Origin of the sequence: Kitasatospora sp. NPDC086801 (genome assembly GCF_044745805.1) — a bacterium.
GTDB lineage: Bacteria > Actinomycetota > Actinomycetes > Streptomycetales > Streptomycetaceae > Kitasatospora.
Map to the genome: position 1 here is coordinate 239,615 of NZ_JBIVAX010000005.1, position 17,555 is coordinate 257,169.

15 protein-coding genes are annotated in these 17,555 nt (G+C 73.2%); 7 read left to right on the plus strand and 8 right to left on the minus strand.

Annotation, left to right across the window (positions count from 1 at the left end; all coding sequences use genetic code 11):
• Nucleotides 1–4: 4 nt before the first annotated feature.
• Nucleotides 5–2,518, minus strand: coding sequence for an ATP-dependent helicase HrpB (gene hrpB / locus ACIPLC_RS09600; protein ID WP_400472375.1), 2,514 nt, complete (start codon nt 2,516–2,518; stop codon nt 5–7).
• Nucleotides 2,519–2,523: 5 nt separating this feature from the next.
• Entirely contained in the window at nt 2,524–3,378 is an 855-nt protein-coding gene (locus ACIPLC_RS09605; protein WP_400472376.1) for a class I SAM-dependent methyltransferase, read from the minus strand.
• Nucleotides 3,379–3,793: 415 nt separating this feature from the next.
• On the opposite strand from ACIPLC_RS09605, the gene rpsA reads away from it, so the two are divergent.
• Nucleotides 3,794–5,284, plus strand: a complete 1,491-nt coding sequence (gene rpsA / locus ACIPLC_RS09610; protein ID WP_063347134.1) for a 30S ribosomal protein S1 — start codon at nt 3,794–3,796, stop codon at nt 5,282–5,284.
• A 247-nt stretch (nt 5,285–5,531) separates the two neighbouring features.
• Nucleotides 5,532–7,784, plus strand: a complete 2,253-nt coding sequence (locus ACIPLC_RS09615) for an MMPL family transporter (RefSeq protein ID WP_400472377.1) — start codon at nt 5,532–5,534, stop codon at nt 7,782–7,784.
• Here ACIPLC_RS09615 and ACIPLC_RS09620 read toward each other — a convergent pair.
• Nucleotides 7,764–8,189: a MarR family winged helix-turn-helix transcriptional regulator gene (locus tag ACIPLC_RS09620; protein ID WP_400472378.1), complete on the minus strand. Its 426-nt coding sequence runs from the start codon at nt 8,187–8,189 to the stop codon at nt 7,764–7,766. The two genes, ACIPLC_RS09615 and ACIPLC_RS09620, sit on opposite strands and share 21 nt — an antisense overlap.
• A gap of 62 nt (nt 8,190–8,251) precedes the next feature.
• Here ACIPLC_RS09620 and ACIPLC_RS09625 point away from each other — a divergent pair, with 62 nt between their 5' ends.
• Together ACIPLC_RS09625 and coaE are read left to right on the plus strand one after the other, a co-directional pair.
• Nucleotides 8,252–8,893, plus strand: coding sequence for an MBL fold metallo-hydrolase (locus tag ACIPLC_RS09625; RefSeq protein WP_400472379.1), 642 nt, complete (start codon nt 8,252–8,254; stop codon nt 8,891–8,893).
• A gap of 84 nt (nt 8,894–8,977) precedes the next feature.
• Nucleotides 8,978–9,607 (plus strand): dephospho-CoA kinase, encoded by a 630-nt coding sequence (gene coaE / locus ACIPLC_RS09630; protein WP_400472380.1) that lies wholly within the window; start codon nt 8,978–8,980, stop codon nt 9,605–9,607.
• Here the strand turns inward: coaE and ACIPLC_RS09635 are convergent.
• Nucleotides 9,587–10,918, minus strand: a complete 1,332-nt coding sequence (locus ACIPLC_RS09635) for a sensor histidine kinase (protein WP_400472381.1) — start codon at nt 10,916–10,918, stop codon at nt 9,587–9,589. The genes coaE and ACIPLC_RS09635 overlap by 21 nt on opposite strands.
• Before the next feature lie 101 nt (nt 10,919–11,019).
• On the opposite strand from ACIPLC_RS09635, the gene ACIPLC_RS09640 reads away from it, so the two are divergent.
• The gene (locus ACIPLC_RS09640; protein ID WP_400472382.1) at nt 11,020–11,559 is read left to right on the plus strand and encodes a GNAT family N-acetyltransferase; all 540 of its coding nucleotides are present in this window, start codon (nt 11,020–11,022) and stop codon (nt 11,557–11,559) included.
• A gap of 43 nt (nt 11,560–11,602) precedes the next feature.
• Here the strand turns inward: ACIPLC_RS09640 and ACIPLC_RS09645 are convergent, their stop codons facing one another.
• Nucleotides 11,603–12,406, minus strand: coding sequence for a hypothetical protein (locus ACIPLC_RS09645; protein WP_400472383.1), 804 nt, complete (start codon nt 12,404–12,406; stop codon nt 11,603–11,605).
• 70 nt (nt 12,407–12,476) lie between these two features.
• On the opposite strand from ACIPLC_RS09645, the gene ACIPLC_RS09650 reads away from it, so the two are divergent.
• Entirely contained in the window at nt 12,477–13,367 is an 891-nt protein-coding gene (locus tag ACIPLC_RS09650; RefSeq protein WP_400472384.1) for a LysR family transcriptional regulator, read from the plus strand.
• 196 nt (nt 13,368–13,563) lie between these two features.
• A complete protein-coding gene (locus tag ACIPLC_RS09655; protein WP_400472385.1) occupies nt 13,564–14,118 on the plus strand; it encodes a hypothetical protein in 555 nt (184 codons plus the stop codon).
• A 762-nt stretch (nt 14,119–14,880) separates the two neighbouring features.
• Here ACIPLC_RS09655 and ACIPLC_RS09660 read toward each other — a convergent pair.
• From ACIPLC_RS09660 to ACIPLC_RS09670, 3 genes are all read right to left on the minus strand, one after another.
• The gene (locus ACIPLC_RS09660) at nt 14,881–16,140 is read right to left on the minus strand and encodes an alpha/beta hydrolase (RefSeq protein WP_400472386.1); all 1,260 of its coding nucleotides are present in this window, start codon (nt 16,138–16,140) and stop codon (nt 14,881–14,883) included.
• A 170-nt stretch (nt 16,141–16,310) separates the two neighbouring features.
• Entirely contained in the window at nt 16,311–16,532 is a 222-nt protein-coding gene (locus ACIPLC_RS09665) for a DUF397 domain-containing protein (RefSeq protein ID WP_400472387.1), read from the minus strand.
• Nucleotides 16,529–17,374 (minus strand): helix-turn-helix domain-containing protein, encoded by an 846-nt coding sequence (locus ACIPLC_RS09670; RefSeq protein WP_400472388.1) that lies wholly within the window; start codon nt 17,372–17,374, stop codon nt 16,529–16,531. Before ACIPLC_RS09670 ends, ACIPLC_RS09665 begins: the two co-directional genes overlap by 4 nt.
• Nucleotides 17,375–17,555: the final 181 nt, after the last annotated feature.

A 17,555-nucleotide genomic window follows, 5' to 3' on the forward strand; every position in this document is an offset into this window, starting at 1 on the left:
AGTGTCAGTTCCGCGGGTTGAGGCGGCGGGTGGGCTCTGCTGTCGACGGGTCCTCGGGCCAGGGGTGGCGGGGGTAGCGGCCTCTCAGCTCTGCGCGGACGGCGCGGTAGCCGTTCTGCCAGAAGCTCTCCAGGTCGCCGGTGACGGCGGCGGGGCGGCCTGCGGGGGAGAGTAGGTGAATGGTCAGCGGGACGCGGCCGGCGGCCAGAGCGGGGGCCGCCGTCCAGCCGAAGAGTTCTTGCAACTTGACTGCGAGAAAAGGGCGTTCGGTGCTGTAGTCGACTCGTATCTTCGAGCCGGACGGCACGGTGATGCGCTCGGGGGCCAGCTCGTCCAGGCGGCCCGCCTCTCCGGTGGCCCAGGGGAGCAGACGCTGCAACGCCGCCGTGGTGTCGATGCGGGCGAGGTCGGCGCGGCGGCGGGCGCGGGACAGCTCGGGCTCCAGCCACTCCTCGGCGCGTTCCAGCAGCGCGGCGTCGGAGACGTCCGGCCAGGGGGCGCCGATGGCGGAGTAGAGGAAGGCGAGGCGTTCGCGCAGGCCCGGGGAGGGCCAGGTGAGGAGGGCGGAAACGCCCTCGCGGGCCAGGCCTTCGAGGACGGCCGTCCGGACGAGGGCCCGGTCGGGGCGGTTGAGCGGCTTCTCGGCGAGTTCGATCGCGCCCAGCGACTCGACCCGGCGGGAGACGACCTCGTCGCGGCGGGTGTCCCAGTGGACTTCCTCGCGGGATTCGAGCAGCGAGGCACCGGCAAGCCGGGCGGTGTCCTCGTCCAGTGCCGCAGCGTGCAGGATACGGGCGGAAGGGGAGCCGGCCGGGCGGTCGGCGGCTGCGATGGCGAGCCACGGCAGTGCGCCGAGCGCGGTGCCGGGCGCGAGTTCGGCCGCCGTCCCGGAGGCCATCAGGTACGGGCTGCGCTCGCCGGGGGCGGGGCGCTCTACCCGGGCGCGGGCGATGCGTTCGGGGAAGGCGAGGGCGACGACGAGGCCGGCGGCGGTCGTGTCGGGCAGTTGAGTGGCGGCCTCGGAGCCGGCGGCGCGCAGCAGGCGGCGGACTTCCTCGCGCCAGCGGCCGGCGTAGGGGTCGTTGGAGGAGCGGACCGTCCGCCAGACCGCGCCGAGGTCGTCGCCGAGGGCGCGCGGCGGTTCCTCGGAGAGCAGGGCGACCACCTCGGCCGCTCGACGGGCGCCGACGGCAGGGGCGCCGTCGACGAGCGCGCGGCCCAGCCGGGGGTGCAGCCCGGTGCGGGCGAGGCGGACGCCGCGCGGAGTCGCCCGGCCGTCGGCGTCGACGGCGCCGAGGGCCTGGAGGGTCTGCCGGGCGGCGGCCATCGCCCCGGCGGGCGGGGCGTCGGGCAGGGCGAGGCCGGTGGCGTCCGGGTCGCCCCAGCAGGAGGCCTGGAGAGCGAACGTGGTGAGGTCGGCGAGGGCGATCTCGGGGGTGGGGAAGCGGGCGGCGAGGGCGTCCTCGGCCTCGTTCCAGCAGCGGTAGACGGTGCCGGGGGCTTCGCGCCCGGCACGGCCGGCGCGCTGGCGGGCGGCGGCGAGCGAGGCGCGGACGGTGACCAGGCCGGCCAGGCTGCGGGCGTGGTCGGTGCGCGGTTCGCGGGCGAGCCCGGCGTCGACCACGATCCGCACGCCGGGCACGGTGAGCGAGGACTCGGCGACGGCGGTGGCGAGCACCACCCGCCGCGCGGCGGACGGGGTGAGGGCGGCGTCCTGGACGGCCTGCGGGGCGCGGCCGTGGAGTTGCAGCACCTCGGCGGGCACGCCCTGGAGCTGCCCCGCGACCCTGGCGATCTCGCCGACGCCGGGCAGGAAGCAGAGCACGTCGCCCGCCTGCTCGGCGAGCGCCCGCCGGACGGTGGCGGCGACGTGGTCGAGCAGCGCAGGGTCGACCCGGGTCCCGTGCGCGGGGCGGACGGCGCGCGGTGGCGGCGCCCACACCGTCTCGACCGGGTGGGAGACCCCGTGCGCCTCCACCACCGGCGCGCCGCCGAGGAGTCGGGCCCAGGCCCCGGTGTCGGAGGTGGCCGAGGCGCAGACCAGCCGCAGTTCGGGCCGCAGTGCCGCCCGGACGTCGAGGAGGAAGGCGAGCGAGGTGTCGGCGTCCAGGTGGCGTTCGTGGCACTCGTCCAGGACGACGACGTCGGCGCCGGGCAACTCCTGGTCGCGCTGGAGCCGTTGCAGCAGCACCCCGGTGGTGACCACCTCGACCACCGTCTCCGGGCCGACGCGACGCTCGCCGCGCACGGTGTAGCCGACCCGCCCGCCGACCGCCTCGCCCAGCAGCCAGGCCATCCGCCGGGCGGCGGCCCGGACGGCGAGCCGGCGCGGTTCGGCGACCAGCACGCGAAGCGTCGGACGCCCGGGATCGAGCAGACCGGCGAGCGCGAGCGGCACCAGGGTCGTCTTGCCGGTGCCGGGCGGGGCGGCGAGGACGGCGGTGCCGGGCCCGTCCAGCGCGTCGTGCAGGGCGGGCAGGGCGCTGCGGACGGGCAGTTCACGCCAGGCGGGGTTCAAGCGGCTCAGCCCCGCTCGGCGACGAAGATCGCGGTGCCGGGGATCAGCCGCCCGCGCAGCGGGGACCAGCCGCCCCACTCCTGTTCCAGGCCGGCCGGCCACTCGGGCTCGACCAGGTCGGTCAACCGGAAGCCGGCGCCGACGAGTTCGCGGACCCGGTCGCCGATGGTGCGGTGGTGCTCGACGTAGCTGGCGTGGCCGTGCTCGTCCTCCTCGACGTAGGGGGTGCGGTCGAAGTAGGAGGAGGCGGCGGTGAGGCCCTCGACGCCGGGCTCGTCGGGGAAGGCCCAGCGGATCGGGTGGGTGACCGAGAACACCCAGCGGCCGCCGGGGCGCAGCACCCGGTGCACCTCGCGCATCAGGGCGGCGGTGTCGGCGCTGAACGGGACGGCGCCGTAGGCGGAGCAGGCGAGGTCGAAGGAGGCGTCGGCGAAGGGCAGGACGGCGGCGTCGGCCTGGACGACGGCGACGGGGGCGGCGCCGCGGTCGAGGTCGATCCGGCGGGAGTGCTGCAGTTGGCGGTGGGAGATGTCCAGGGCGACCGGGCGGGCGCCGCGGGCGGCCAGCCAGCGGGAGCACTGGGCGGCGCCGGCGCCGATCTCCAGCACGTCCTTGCCCGCGACCTCGCCGAGCAGGTGGGCGTCGGCCTCGTCGAGGCCTTCGGGGCACCAGGTGAAGCGGTCGTCGCCGAGGAACTCCCCGTGCTCGTCCTGGTACTCGTCGGCGTTGCGGTCCCACCAGTGCCGGCTGGCGCGGCTGCTCTCACCGGTTCCGGCCGAACGCCTTACCGCGTCGTCGCCGTCGTCGTCAAGATCATGGAGCTCGGACTGGGGGGTGGTGGCCACGGTGATAATGCCCATCGCGTAGGGTGTGGACTGCGGAAGCGCCGCTGCCGCGAACCGGCCCGAAAGGGCCCGGGTCCTGGCGGTGGCATCCGGGGAAGGGCCTCCTTCCGGGCGCCACCACGAGGTGCGCAATCGGAGGATATGGCCTGATCCATACCGGGCTCCACCGTCTTGCCGCTCTTGGCGTTGACCGTGCCTGGCCGTCCCCGTATGCTACAAGTTGCGCTGCGGGCCTGCGCGCCTCGGACGGAGCAGGTCGCGCTCGCATCTGTCGAAGACCCCACGGTCGCAAGACGGACGCCGGATTTCTCGCTGTGCGGGAATGCCGGTGCGCCGTGTTCTTGGCTGTCCGGCTTTCGGTGGGAGCGATACGGGCCCTCCGCGTGGCATTACCTACGACTTTCATGTCCGTACCGGAGCCCTTTTCCTAATGACGAGCCCCACCGACTCCTCCCTCAGCACCACCCCGCAGGTCGCGGTCAACGACATCGGCGACGCCGAGGCGTTCCTCGCCGCCATCGACGAGACCATCAAGTACTTCAACGATGGCGACATCGTCGAGGGCGTCATCGTGAAGGTCGACCGTGACGAGGTCCTCCTCGACATCGGTTACAAGACCGAGGGCGTCATCCCGTCCCGCGAGCTCTCGATCAAGCACGACGTCGACCCCCACGAGGTCGTCGCCGTCGGTGACAACATCGAGGCCCTGGTTCTCCAGAAGGAGGACAAGGAGGGTCGTCTCATCCTGTCCAAGAAGCGCGCTCAGTACGAGCGCGCCTGGGGCACGATCGAGAAGATCAAGGAAGAGGACGGCATCGTCACCGGTACCGTCATCGAGGTCGTCAAGGGTGGTCTCATCCTCGACATCGGCCTCCGTGGCTTCCTGCCGGCCTCGCTCGTCGAGATGCGCCGCGTCCGCGACCTCCAGCCCTACGTGGGCAAGGAGCTCGAGGCCAAGATCATCGAGCTGGACAAGAACCGCAACAACGTGGTCCTGTCCCGCCGTGCCTGGCTGGAGCAGACCCAGAGCGAGGTCCGCCAGACCTTCCTCACCACCCTGCAGAAGGGCCAGGTGCGCTCCGGCGTCGTCTCCTCGATCGTCAACTTCGGTGCCTTCGTGGACCTGGGTGGCGTCGACGGCCTGGTGCACGTCTCCGAGCTGTCCTGGAAGCACATCGACCACCCGTCCGAGGTTGTCGAGGTCGGCCAGGAGGTCACCGTCGAGGTTCTCGACGTTGACATGGACCGCGAGCGCGTCTCCCTGTCGCTGAAGGCGACCCAGGAGGACCCGTGGCAGCAGTTCGCCCGTACCCACCAGATCGGCCAGGTCGTTCCGGGTAAGGTCACCAAGCTGGTTCCGTTCGGTGCGTTCGTCCGCGTGGACGAGGGCATCGAGGGTCTGGTCCACATCTCCGAGCTGGCCGAGCGCCACGTGGAGATCCCGGAGCAGGTCGTCCAGGTCGGCGACGAGATCTTCGTCAAGGTCATCGACATCGACCTCGAGCGTCGCCGCATCAGCCTGTCGCTCAAGCAGGCCAACGAGGCGCTGGGTGCCAACCCGGCCGAGGTCGAGTTCGACCCGACCCTGTACGGCATGGCCGCCTCGTACGACGACCAGGGCAACTACATCTACCCGGAGGGCTTCGACCCCGAGGCGAACGACTGGCTGGCCGGCTTCGAGAAGCAGCGTGAGGAGTGGGAGCGCCAGTACGCCGAGGCGCAGTCCCGCTTCGAGCAGCACCAGGCCCAGGTCATCAAGAGCCGTGAGGCCGACGCCGAGGCCGCTGCCGAGGGTGGCGACGCCGTCGCCGCCGCTGCCGGTGGCTCCTACTCGTCCAGCAGCGACGAGGGCTCCGGCGCTCTCGCCTCGGACGAGGCCCTGGCGGCCCTGCGCGAGAAGCTGGCGGGCGGCCAGAGCTGAAGCTCTGACCCGCTGCCAGTACCTGGCGCATAGCTGAACGGTGGGCCCCACCCGGAGAAATCCGGGTGGGGCCCATTTCGTTTTCCGCCTTTGGCCGGGGTCTTTTACTTCACGTTCTTTCGTTTTTCGCCTTCACTTATTTGTGGTTTATGTGAAGGAATTTTGTGAGATGTGGCTCATTGTCCGTCTATAGGTCGAACATCGGGTTGCACCTACATTGAGGGGAGCTGCCCGAAAGGCCTCCTTGATGCGCAACGCTCCCACCGCTGCCGGCGACCCCGCGGTCCCCGGGCGGCTCGCCGCCCTCGGCCGGTTCTGCTTCCGTCACCGCCGCTGGGTGCTCGGCCTCTGGGCCGTCGTCCTGGTCGTGGGCGTGCTGATCGGCGGCCGGGTCTTCGAAGGAACGGTGGCCGGTGCCTCCTCCGCCACCGCCGAAGCCGACCGGGGCAACGCGGTGGTCGCCGCGACCGACCCGGCCCGCGGCACCGTCACCGCCGTCGTGGACGGGAAAGCGGACGGGAAAGCGGACGGGAAACCCGTCGACGACCCGGCCGTACGGGCCGCCGTCACCAAGGCCACCGCCGACCTCGCCGCCCTCCCCGGCGTCTCCTCCGCGCTCGACGCCTACGGCACCGGCCCGGCGCCCGCCGCACTGCGCTCCGCCGACGGCACCGCGAGCCTGGTCACCGTACGGATGGCCGACACCAGCACCTCCGCCCAGGCCGACGCCGTCACCCAGCGCCTCGCCGCGCTGAACGGCGAGGCCGGCGCCCACGTCACCGTCGGCGGGGACCTGGTACTCCAGGACGAGGTCAAGAAGCAGACCGAACAGGACACCCGCTTCGGCGAGATGGTGACGCTGCCGCTCACCCTGATCGTCATGGTGCTGGTCTTCGGCGGCCTCGCCGCGGCCAGCCTGCCGGTGATCGGCGCGGTCGCCTCGGTGGGCGGCGCGCTGCTGGCCATGTTCGGTTTCAGCCGGATCATGGACATCGACACCAGCGTGCTGCCGATCGCCACCGTGCTCGGGCTCGGACTCTCGATCGACTACGCGTTGCTCATGGTGAACCGCTTTCGGGAGGAACGCGGGCACGGCGCGGGCATCGCCGCCGCCGTCGAACGCACCGCCGCGACCGCCGGGCGCACCGTCGCCTTCTCCGGCCTCACCGTCGCCGTCGCGCTCTCCGGCCTGTTCGTCTTCACCAGTCCGGTGCTCGGCGCGGTCGCCGCCGCCGGGGTGAGCGTGGTGGTGATCGCGGTCGCCGCCGCGCTGACCCTGATCCCCGCGCTGCTCGGCTTCGCCGGCTCCCGGATCAAGGCGCCCGCCGCGCCCGTCCCGGACGAGGGCTTCTTCAGCCGGACCGTCCGCCGGGTCCGCAAACGGGCGGTGCCGGTCGCGCTCGCCTGCGTGGCCCTGCTGATGGCCGCCGGCGCGCCCTTCCTGCACGCCGACATGCGCAACTCCGGCGCCGCCGTGCTGCCCGCCTCCTCGGCCGGGCGGCAGGTCGCCGACGCCGTCGACCAGCGCTTCCCGCAGGCCGCGGCCGCGCCGATCACCGTCGTCGTCGAGGGCGGCGCGCCCGTCGCCCAGGCGTACGCGGACGACGTCGTCGCCAAGTTGCCCGGGGTCGCCGGGGTGCGGGCGGTGACCCCGGTGAGCGCGTCGGTGTCCACCGTCGACGTGCTCGTCCACGGCGACCCGCAGGGCCACCAGGCCAAACAGGTCGTCCAGGAACTGCGGGCCGACCGTGGCGGGCTGAAGACCTACGTCACCGGCGGCGCGGCCTCGGTGGTCGACTTCAAGGACGAGCTGATGTCCCGGGGCCCCTGGGCACTCGGGCTGGTCGCGGTCGGCACGCTGGTGCTGCTCTTCCTGATGACCGGCTCGGTGGTGATGCCGGTCAAGGCGCTGCTGATGAACCTGCTGTCGCTGGGCGCCTCGCTCGGCGCGCTCACCCTGGTGTTCCAGGACGGGTACTTCAGCGGGCTGCTCGGCTTCAGCCCCACCGGCGGGCTGGAGACCTTCATCCCGGTGCTGGTCTTCGCCTTCGCGTTCGGGCTGTCCATGGACTACGAGGTGTTCCTGCTCGCCCGGATCAAGGAACTGCGGGACAAGGGCCACAGCTGCACCCGGGCGGTGGAGCTCGGGGTCCAGCGCAGTGGCCGGATCATCACCTCGGCGGCGCTGCTGATGGTGATCGTGTTCGCCGGGTTCGCCCTCGGGGACATGCTCATGGTCAAGCAGATGGGCATCGCGCTGGCCGTCGCCGTCGCGGTGGACGCCACCCTGGTGCGCTGCCTGCTGGTGCCCGCCGCGATGAGCCTGTTCGGCGAGTTCAACTGGTGGGCGCCCGCCCCGCTGCGGCGCCTGCACCGGCGGTTCGGACTGAGCGAGCACGTCGAGCTGCCGACCGTCGGCGCGGCGCCCGTCCCGGTCCCGGTCCCGGCCCCGAGGCCGGTGGCCAGGGACCTGGTGGGTTCAGCGCAGTCGGCGCAGTAGTTCGACGCTCGCTCTCAGGGCCTGCCGCTCCTCGGGGGTGAGGCGGGCCTCGATGGCGGTGGCGATCCGTCGTTCCCGGCGGGCGCGCTGCTCCAGCAGGGCGGCGCGGCCCGTTTCGGTGGCGGTGACCAGCAGTTTTCGGCCGTCGGTGGGGTGGGGCCGCTGGGTGACGAGACCGGCCTCGGTCAGCAGGGCGACGGTGCGGGCCATCGACTGGTGGCGGACGCGCTGGTGCTCGGCGAGTTCGGCGACGGTGCAGGCGCGTTCGTCGCGGACGAGGAGGCCGAGGACGCCGGCCTGGTTCTGCGGCAGCTCGTCGCCCGGGCGCAGGGAGCGGACCAGGTCGCCGATGGCGGCGCGCAGCTCGGCGGCGAGTTCGAGGGTTTCGGGAGCCGGACTGTTCATGGGAGAAGCGTACCGGGAATCTCCACAGCAAAACTGTGTAGCCTTGCTGTATGGTCTGCCGCATGAGGATCACCAAGTTCGGACACGCCTGCGTACGCCTGGAGCACGACGGGGCGACCGTCGTCGTCGACCCCGGGACGTTCACCGACCCCGCCGCGCTCACCGGGGCCGACGCCGTCCTGATCACCCACGAACACATGGACCACTTCGAGGAGGCCCGGCTGCGCGCCGCCCTGGAGGCCGACCCGGCCCTGCGGGTGTGGACCAACAGCGCGGTGGCCGCCCAACTGGACGGCGTGGCGCAGCGCGTCACCGTGGTCGGCGAGGGCGACGCCTTCGAGGTCGGCGGGATCGGGGTGAGCGTGCACGGCGAGTGGCACGCGGTGATCCACCGGGACATCCCGCAGGTGAAGAACATCGGCTTCCTCTTCGACGGCCGGCTGTTCCACCCCGGCGACGCCTTCACCGTGCCGCCGCACTCGGTGGACACCCTGCTGCTGCCGCTCGCGGCGCCGTGGAGCAAGGCCGGTGAGGTCGTCGACTACGTCCGGGAGGCGGGCCCGCGCGTGGCGGTGCCGGTGCACGAGGCGACCCTCAGCCCGATCGGGCACATGATCGCCACCCGGCTGCTCGGGCCGGACGGGCCGGGTACCGGCGCGGAGCTGACCGTGCTCGGCGAGGGCGAAAGCCTGGAGCTCGGCTGACGGCGCCGGGGGCCGGGGGCCGGGGCCGGTTGCGAGGTGGCCGGTCCCTGGTCCGGGCGGTCCGGGCGCCGGTAGCCTGACGCCATGCTGAAGATCGGACTGACGGGTGGCATCGGCGCCGGCAAGAGCGAGGTGTCCCGGCTCCTCGCCGCCCATGGCGCGGTGATCGTGGACTCCGACGTGATCGCCCGCGAGGTGGTCGAGCCCGGGACGGACGGTCTGGCGGCCGTGGTCGCCGAGTTCGGGCCGCAGGTGCTGCGCGAGGACGGCGCGCTCGACCGCCCGGCCCTCGGCGCGATCGTGTTCGCCGACCCGGAGCGGCTCCGGGCGCTGAACGCGATCGTCCACCCGCTGGTGCGCGCCCGGTCCGCCGAACTGGAGGCCGCGGCCGCGCCCGACGCGGTGGTGGTGCACGACGTGCCGCTGCTCGCGGAGAACGGCCTCGCCCCGCTGTACGACCTGGTCGTGGTGGTCGACGCGGCCGACGAGGTCCGGGTGGAGCGGCTGGTGCGGCTGCGCGGGATGGCCGAGGAGGAGGCCCGGGCCCGGATGGCCGCGCAGGCGAGCCGCGCGGACCGGCTGGCCGTCGCGGGCCTGGTGATCGACAACAGCGGGCCGCTGGAGGCCCTGGCGCCCCGGGTCGACGAGGTGTGGACGGAACTGACCGCGCGCGGCCGCCCGAACGGGGCCGGCTCAGGCGGCGGTCAGCGGTAGGCGGGCCCGGACCGCGAAGCCGCCCTCCGCGGTGGGGCCGGCGTCCAGGGTGCCGCCGAGGTCGTCGGCGCGGGTGCGCATGCCGTCCAGGCCGTGGCCGCCGGAGGGCAGTCGGGGCCCGTCGGGGTCGGCCGCCACGGCGGGGGAGTTGACGACGTCGAGGCGCAGCCCGTCCGGGTGGACCTCGACGGTGACGGCGACCTCGGCGGCCGGGGCGTGCTTGTGGGCGTTGGTCAGGGCCTCCTGGACGATCCGGTAGGTGGCGTACTGCACGGCCGGTCCGGGTGCGGGCAGTCCCTCGGTGGGACCGGTGACGGTGAGGCCGACCGCGAGCCCGGCCTGGCGGGACTCCTCGACCAGGGCGGGCAGTCCGTGCAGGGAGGGGCCCTGGTCGGAGGCCGGGGTGAGCACGCCGAGCAGGCCGCGCAGCTCGGTGAGGGCCTGGAGGCCGAGGGCGCGGATCAGGCCGAGGGTCTCCCGGACGGCGGCCGGGTCGTCGGCGGCCGCGACCTGGCAGGCGCCGGCGTGCAGGGTGATGAGGGAGACGCGGTTGGAGACGACGTCGTGCATCTCCCGGGCGAGCCGGGCGCGTTCGGCGGCGGCGGCGCGTTCCTCGGCGTGCCGGCGGGCCTCCTCCAGCAGCCGGTTGCGTTCGGCCAACGCGGCGACGGCGCGGGCGCGCTGGTGTGCGGTGAGGCCGAGCGCGAGCGGGACGGCGCCGAAGACCAGCGGGTCCTCGACCAGGTTGGCGAGGGCGGAGAGGCTGCTGACGTCCCCGAGGTCCATGGGGCCGAGCAGGCGCACCTCGGCCAGCACCGCCAGGACGGCCAGCACCCGGGTGGCGCCGCGCCGCGTGGCCAGCCCGTAGAGGGCGACGGTGAGCGGGAGTTGGCCGCTCAGCAGGGTGACGGCGGTGACGGCCGCCGGGTACCGCCGCCGGGCGGCGAGGGCGAGCGCGCCGGCCGCCACCAGGCCCGCGTTGACCGGTGCCGAGGTGGTCGGCCCGATGTCGGGGTCGCCCGCGGCGAGCGGGACGAGCACCAGCAGCACCAGGACGGTCGGCCCGAGCGCGACGACCGGACCGGGCAGTCGCAGCGGCGGGCCCGGCAGCGGTACCGCGGCGAGGGCGGAGTCCAACTGGTCGGCGGCGTGGGGCCGGTGGCCGGTGGGGTGGGGCTGCTGATCGGCGGGATGGGGCTGGTGGGCGGAGGGGTGGCTCTGCTGACCGGCGGGGTGGCGCTGCTGACCGGTGGGGTCCAACCGGCCGGTGGGGCGCCGGAGTCGGGGCCGCTGGTGGGTGGGCTGGCGCATGGGGGCATGCTCGCACACCCCGTCCGGCCCGGGGCGGCGAGCGGGCCGCAGTGGCCGGGAACAGCCTGGAATTCGGCGTCCCCGAAAGGGATCATGGTCGGATGGATGATCGTTCCTCTCCCGAGCCGCCGACCGTCGTCCGGCTGGCGCAGTACACCCGCGCCGACCAGGACGAGATCTTCGGTCCCGGCGACGACCCGTACGGAAACTCCTACACCGGGCTGACCTGGCTGCCCAAGGACATCCACTTCGGCATCCGGGCCGCCGACGGCCGGCTCGTCGCGCACACCGGCCTGCTGCCGCTCCCGCTCACCGTCGGCGGCACCGACCTGGTGGCGATCGGCGTCGGCGGCGTCGCCGTCGCCCCCGACCGGCGCGGCGCCGGCCTCGCGCACGCCGTGGTCCGGGCCGCCCTCGACCACGCCCGTACGCTCGGCCACCGCTACGCGCTGCTGTTCTGCCGCCCGCCGCTGGCCGCGTTCTACCGGGGGCTCGGATTCCGCGAGGTGGCGGAGGAAGTGACGGTGGAGCAGCCCGAGGGGCGGCTGGTGGTGATGCCGCTGCGCACCATGTGGGCGCCGCTGGCGGAGGGCGCCGGGTGGCCGGAGGGGCCGGTGCGGTTGCGCTCGCTGCCGATGTGACGCGCCCGGGTGCGGGGGCGCGACCCGGCGATCGCGGTGGCGGTCATGCGGTGGCGCCCAGGACGGTGGCGCCCAGGGGGGTGGCGCCCAGGGGGGTGGTCTCCGAGGTGCTGGCGGTCGGGGCGGCGGCAGTAGGCGAACCCGCCGCGTGGGCGACGGCGGCGCCGGCCAGCGCGCGGATCATGGCGTGCGCCCGGGTGCCGTCGCCGGACAGCTCCGGCTGGAACAGCGAGGCGAGGAAGAACGGGTGGTCCGGCAGCTCCAGGACGCGCACCTCGCCCGCGCCGTCCACGCCGCTGAACCGCAGCCCGTGCGCGCGCAGCCGGTCCAGGTAGTCGGCGTTGAGGCCGTACGCGCAGTGGTAGCGCTCCAGGGTGCGGGTGCTGCCGAGGACGCGTTCGGCGAGCGTGCCGGGGCTGATCGCGACCGCCCCTTCGTGGCCGACCAGGGAGCAGGCCAGCGGCACGATCACCTGCTCGCCCCGCTCGGGGTGCTCCTCGCCGTGGACGACCCCGCCCAGGCCGCAGACGTTGCGGGCGTACTCCAGCACCGCGTGCTGGAACCCGGCGCAGGTGCCGAGGAAGGGGATGCCGCGCTCGCGGGCGGTCCGGACGGCGGCCAGCGCGCCCGCCTCGCTGCGGTAGGGGCTGCCGGGGAGCAGCCAGATCGCGTCGAAGCCGTCCAGGGCGCCGGGTGCCCCGGCGTCCTCGGTGGGGATCCAGTAGGCGTCCAGGACGAGTTGCTCGCGCTCGGCGAGGGCGTCGAGCAGTCCGGGGATGCGGGCGTGCGAGCGGACGGCGGGGGAGCGGTCGCCGACCAGGGCGACCCGCGGGGTGAGGTAGGTCATGGGACTATCCTGACCCCGCATCCGAGATCAGTGCCAACGATGATTTCTTACCACTCGATCAGAAGAGTTGATGACCGTTGTGGATCCGCAGCAACTGCGCACCTTCGTCACCGTCACCCGCCTCGGCTCCTTCTCCGAGGCCGCGCGGGAACTCGGCTACACCCAGTCCGCGGTCTCCCAGCAGATCGCCGCCCTGGAGGCCGACCTCGGGACCGGCCTGCTCAGCCGCCGCCCGGTCGGCCCGACCGAGGCCGGCCTGCGACTGCTGGAGCACGCGGCGCCGCTGCTGGTCCGGCTGGAGGCGGCGCGCGCCGACGTCGCCCGCCTGGCTGGTGCCCCGAGCGCCCGGCTGGTGCTCGCCGCCACCCCGCTGGCGGTCGGACCGGCCCTGGGGCGCGCGCTCGGCGAAGTGCGCCGGGTCCATCCGACGGCCGACCTCGTCGTCCGGGTCCTCGCCCAGGACGCGCTGCCCGCCCAGGTCGCCACCGGTGAGGTCGACCTCGCCCTGATCGACGGCCTCGCCGCCCCCAGCGACCCGCTGCCGCTGCCCGACGTCGGCCCGCTCACCACCGTCGCCGTCGACGAGCAGCCCGTCGCCGTCGCCCTCCCGGTCGGCCACCCCCTGGCGGGCCGGACCGGCGTCGCGCTCGCCGACCTCTCCGCCGCCCGCTGGCTCGACGCCCCCGACCTCGCCCCCACGGCGGCCCGGCTGCGCGCCGCCGCCGGCGTCGACGGCTTCCGGCCCGCCACCCGCTACCGGGGCACCGACGTGCACGGGCTGCTCGCCCTGGTCGCCACCGGACACGGGCTCACCCTGCTCCCGGCGCCCGTCCTCGCCGGGGCGCCCGGCGTCGCGTCCGCGCCGATCGCCGCCCCGCGGCTGGTGCACCGCACCGAACTGGTGCACGGCAGCCTGCCGGAGGGGCCGGCCGCGCTGCTGGCGCGGCTGCTGGAGGATTAGGGCGGGTCTGACGATTCGCGGCGCGCGCTCGGCGGGAATCGTCGGACCCGCCCCGGGCCCGTCCTCAAACCCAACTGTTGTGGAGGCGCGATCACCAGGCGTTCACGTCCCGGGCCTGACGGGGGCCGCTCCGGTGGTGCTGTCATGGGCACAGTCGCCCGGCGAGAGGCCGGGCAAGGCCCAGGAGATCGCCCACATGATGCTCCGTCAGCGTCTCACCGTCGTCGTCGCGGCGGCCGCCCTCGCCGCCGCCGGGCTCGCGGCCGGCACCGCGCAGGCCGCCCCCGCGAAGGGTTCGCCGGTCAAGGTCCGTCCGCTCGCAGCGAGTTGTTCGCAGGCCTACCTGCCGCTGCCCGACCCGTCCTGCACGCCGGGCGCGTACAACCCGGACGTCACCCAGGCCACCATCGGCCAGACCATCTGCGTCTCCGGCTGGACCTCCACCGTGCGGCCGCCGACCAGCTACACCAACGCGCTGAAGGCGCAGCAGATCGCGCAGTACGGCTACACGGACACCAACCTGTCCGACTACGAGGAGGACCACTTCGTCCCGCTGGAGCTCGGCGGCGCCCCGCGCGACCCGAACAACCTCTGGCCCGAGCCCCGTTACGGCGACCAGACCGCGACGGGCAAGGACGGCGTGGAGACCAAGCTGAAGAACGCGGTCTGCAAGGGCAAGGTCGGCCTCGACGACGCCCGCAGCGCCATCGTGACCGACTGGACCACCGCGCTCAGCCGCCTCGGCCTCTGACCCTCGGACCCTCTGGTCCTCTGGTCCTCTGGTCCTCGTGCTGGTGTGGCGGTCGGTCCGTCCGGTCCCCTGTGCCGGACGGGCCGACCTGCCGTCCGCCCCGGGCGCCGCCTCGGCGGTGCGCGGGGCCGTCTGGGGTGGTTCTGTGGTGGTGGTCGGGGCGCGGCGCCGGGTCAGCGGACCGAGCGGCCCGAGCGGGCCGGGGCCGGGCCTGCGGTGGTCCCGGGCCGTGTGTGCGCGGAGCCGTCCGCCCGTTCCCGCTGCCCGGTCGCCTCGCGGATGCGGGCACTCGGCATGGCTGTTCCCTTCCCCCGTACGTTCTGCCGCCCGGCCGCCGGCCCGCTGCGCTCCTCTGTTCCGAGGGCCGGTCGGGCTCGGCCGCGTCGACGGCGGTCGAAACTTATGCCACCGGGCCGCCGGGAGCAAAGCGGGATACCGGCGGGTAGGCCGCCTTCCCCGGCCGCTGCGGGGGCGTTGGTGGTGAACGTGTGTGCGGGCGTGTCGGAAGGTATGGCGGGCCAGCGGCGGCCGGCCGGTCGGCGGGACGGCGCCCGTCGCGGATTCCCCCTGTCGGGCGGGGGTCTGCCGGTCGGCCGTAGCCCCGGCCGATCCGCCCGCGCGGGCCCGCGGCTGGTCTCCGCAGACGGCTGATGCCAAGGCTTTCCCCCGGCCGGATCCGCCGCCCTCCAGGTGCCCGACTCGGCCCCGTTCGGCCCGGTCCGGCCCCGCTCGGTCCGGTCCCGACCCCGGGCCGGTGGCGGATCAGGCGTGGGTGCCGGGGACGCCGAGCTGCTGGGCGAGCCAGGGGAGGGCCTGGGCGAAGGTGGCGGCGCCGGTCTGCCAGGTGTGCTTGCCGGAGCCGACGGCGGTGGTGGTGCGGATGCCGTCCTTCCGGGCGGCGTCGTTGAGGGCCCTGGCGGACTCGATCTGGCCGTGCTCCTCGTCGCCCTGCCCGAAGTAGCCGGAGACGCCCTGGTACTTGGGGCGGTGGGCGAGGACGGTCAGCGGGTCGTGGGCGGCCCAGGCGGCCGCGTCGCCGCCGTACAGCTCCTGGACGGTGTGGTCCTTGTCGCCGGTGGAGGGGCCCTTGTCGCCGGAGAAGTCGCCGAAGTGGGTGAAGACGTCGGGGTGTTCGACGGTGAGGTCGACGGCGCAGGTGCCGCCCATGGACCAGCCGGCCACACCCCACTTGTGCGGGTCGGTGGCGGCGTTGAAGGTCTTCTGGACGAACGGCGGGACGTCCTTGAGCAGGTGGCTCTCGGAGTTGCCGTGCGGGCCGTCGACGCACTCGGTGTCGACCCGGAAGCCGCCGGTCGCGTCGACGAAGACGAGGATCGGCGCGAAACCGTTGTGCTTGGCGGCGAAGTCGTCCGCGGTCCTCACGGCGTTGCCGGAGCGGATCCAGTTGTCGGGCGCGGCGAACTCGCCGCCGATCAGCTCCAGCGCCGGCAGCTTCGGCCGGTTCTGGCTGCGGAACCACGCGGGCGGCAGGTAGACGAGCTCCTGGCGGTGGGTGAAGCCGCTGGCCGTGCTCGGGATGTCCACCTGGACGATGCGGCCGGTCTTCGTCTTCCCGTGCAGGGAGCCGAGTTCGGCGAGCGTGATCTGCTCCGGCAGCGGCTGCCCGCTCAGTTCGCCGATCGCGTCGTCGAGGGTCGGGTAGTAGCCGGTGGCGATGTTCACGCTGTTGGCGGCGCAGAACAGGGCGAGCAGCGCGGCCGGCGGCGCGAGCGCCCGGCGCCACCAGCGGGCGCCCCGCCAGCCGAACCCGAGCGCGCTGACCGCCGCGACCGCGACCCCGCCCCACAGCCACACCCCGAACGGGATCGGATCGGTGATCCCGGCGAGCGTGAGCACCCCGACGGCGGCGAGGGCGGTGAGCAGCAGCGCCGTCCCGAGGGCGACCGGGCCCCACTTCAGCCGCCAGACCCGGTCCCGCCAGCCGAGCGCGGCCAGGAACAGGGTGAGGGCCACGGCCTGGACGGCCCAGGGGAACCAGCCGCCGAGCAGGGAGACGTTCATCTGGCGGAGGCTAGGGGTGCCGGATGAGAAGTCGATGAGAGGCTGGCAGGTCGCTGGAAGAAGGCTGGGAGCGCGAGTCCATGCACTCGGCGCGGTGTTGTGGACCGGGTGTGGACGTCAATCCGGGGGCGGCCCCGTGCTCGGCATGGGGCCGCCCAGGACAGTTGAGGCTAGCGAGCTGCCGGGAGCTCGCCCGCCTGGACGGCGGCGATGAAGGACTGCCAGGCCTCGGGGCTGAAGCTGAGGGCCGGGCCGTGCGGGTCCTTGCTGTCGCGGACCGGGACGATGCCGGTGAAGCCGTCGGCTACTTCGACGCAGTTCTCGTTTGGGTTGCTGGCGGTAGCCTTCGACCAGTTCACCGGCAGTGCAGATGCGACGGGGTAGTGGGTCACTTGAGCTGGTCTCTCTTCTCTCGGATGACGTTGAGGGATTCGTCGAGGCCAAGGGCTGTCGCCATGATCTCGCCGAAGGCTGTTCGGTAGACATCTACGTGCTCCGGCTTCTCCACCCAGTTGCTGGCGAGCATGTCGCTGAGCAGTGCGAGGTCGAGATCTCGTTGCCGAAACTCCAGGAGGGTGAACGGTCCGTTCATGCCGGGGTGAGGTGGGGCGAATGCCGGCATGACCTGGATGCTGATGTTCGGGAGGCCACTCCACTGGATCAACTTGTCGAGCTGATCGGCCATCACGCCCTCTGCCGCCTTCATGGTCAGGGCGGACTCGTGGATGACAGCCCAGAGTTTCAGCGGATTCTCCGCGCGAGTGAGCACTGACTGACGGTTGATTCGCACATCGACACGAGCCTCAACACTGGGTGTCTTGAAGACGCCGCTGGAGATGATGGCGTGTGCATAGCGGCGCGTCTGTAGCAGTCCGGGGATGTAGGCCGACTCATACGACTTGTTGCCGATAGCCGTCTCTTCCAAGCGGATCAGGTCGTGGTAGAGCGGGTTCAGCTGTTCGAGGCCGGCTACCCAGCCGGGCCGATGCCAGTCACGAAGGATCTCGACGAGGACTTCCTTGAGCTCCGGATCGCACTCGTAGAAGTCGAGGAGCTTCTGAACGACATCCGGCTTGAGTTGGACCCGGGCGTTCTCGTAGCGGGACAGCTTCACGAGGTTGACGCCGTCGACTTGGGCGGCCACTTCCTCTGCCGACAGGTTCTTGAGCTCGCGGAGCCTTCTGAGCTCGGCTGCAATGCGGCGGTAGCGCACTGCTGGCACTGCAACTGCCATAGACGTAACCCCTTCAGACCTCTCGGCATCCAGTGTGCATGCCCTGTGTGATGGTTCGCCACCACCCGCGTGAGTCTAGGGGCCGGACCTTGCCCTGAGATTTGAAAGTTTTCATATTTGTCAAGCTCACCTTGCGCCGCGGGTGTGATGTGATCCATGCTGTGAGTGATGGAAAGCTAGC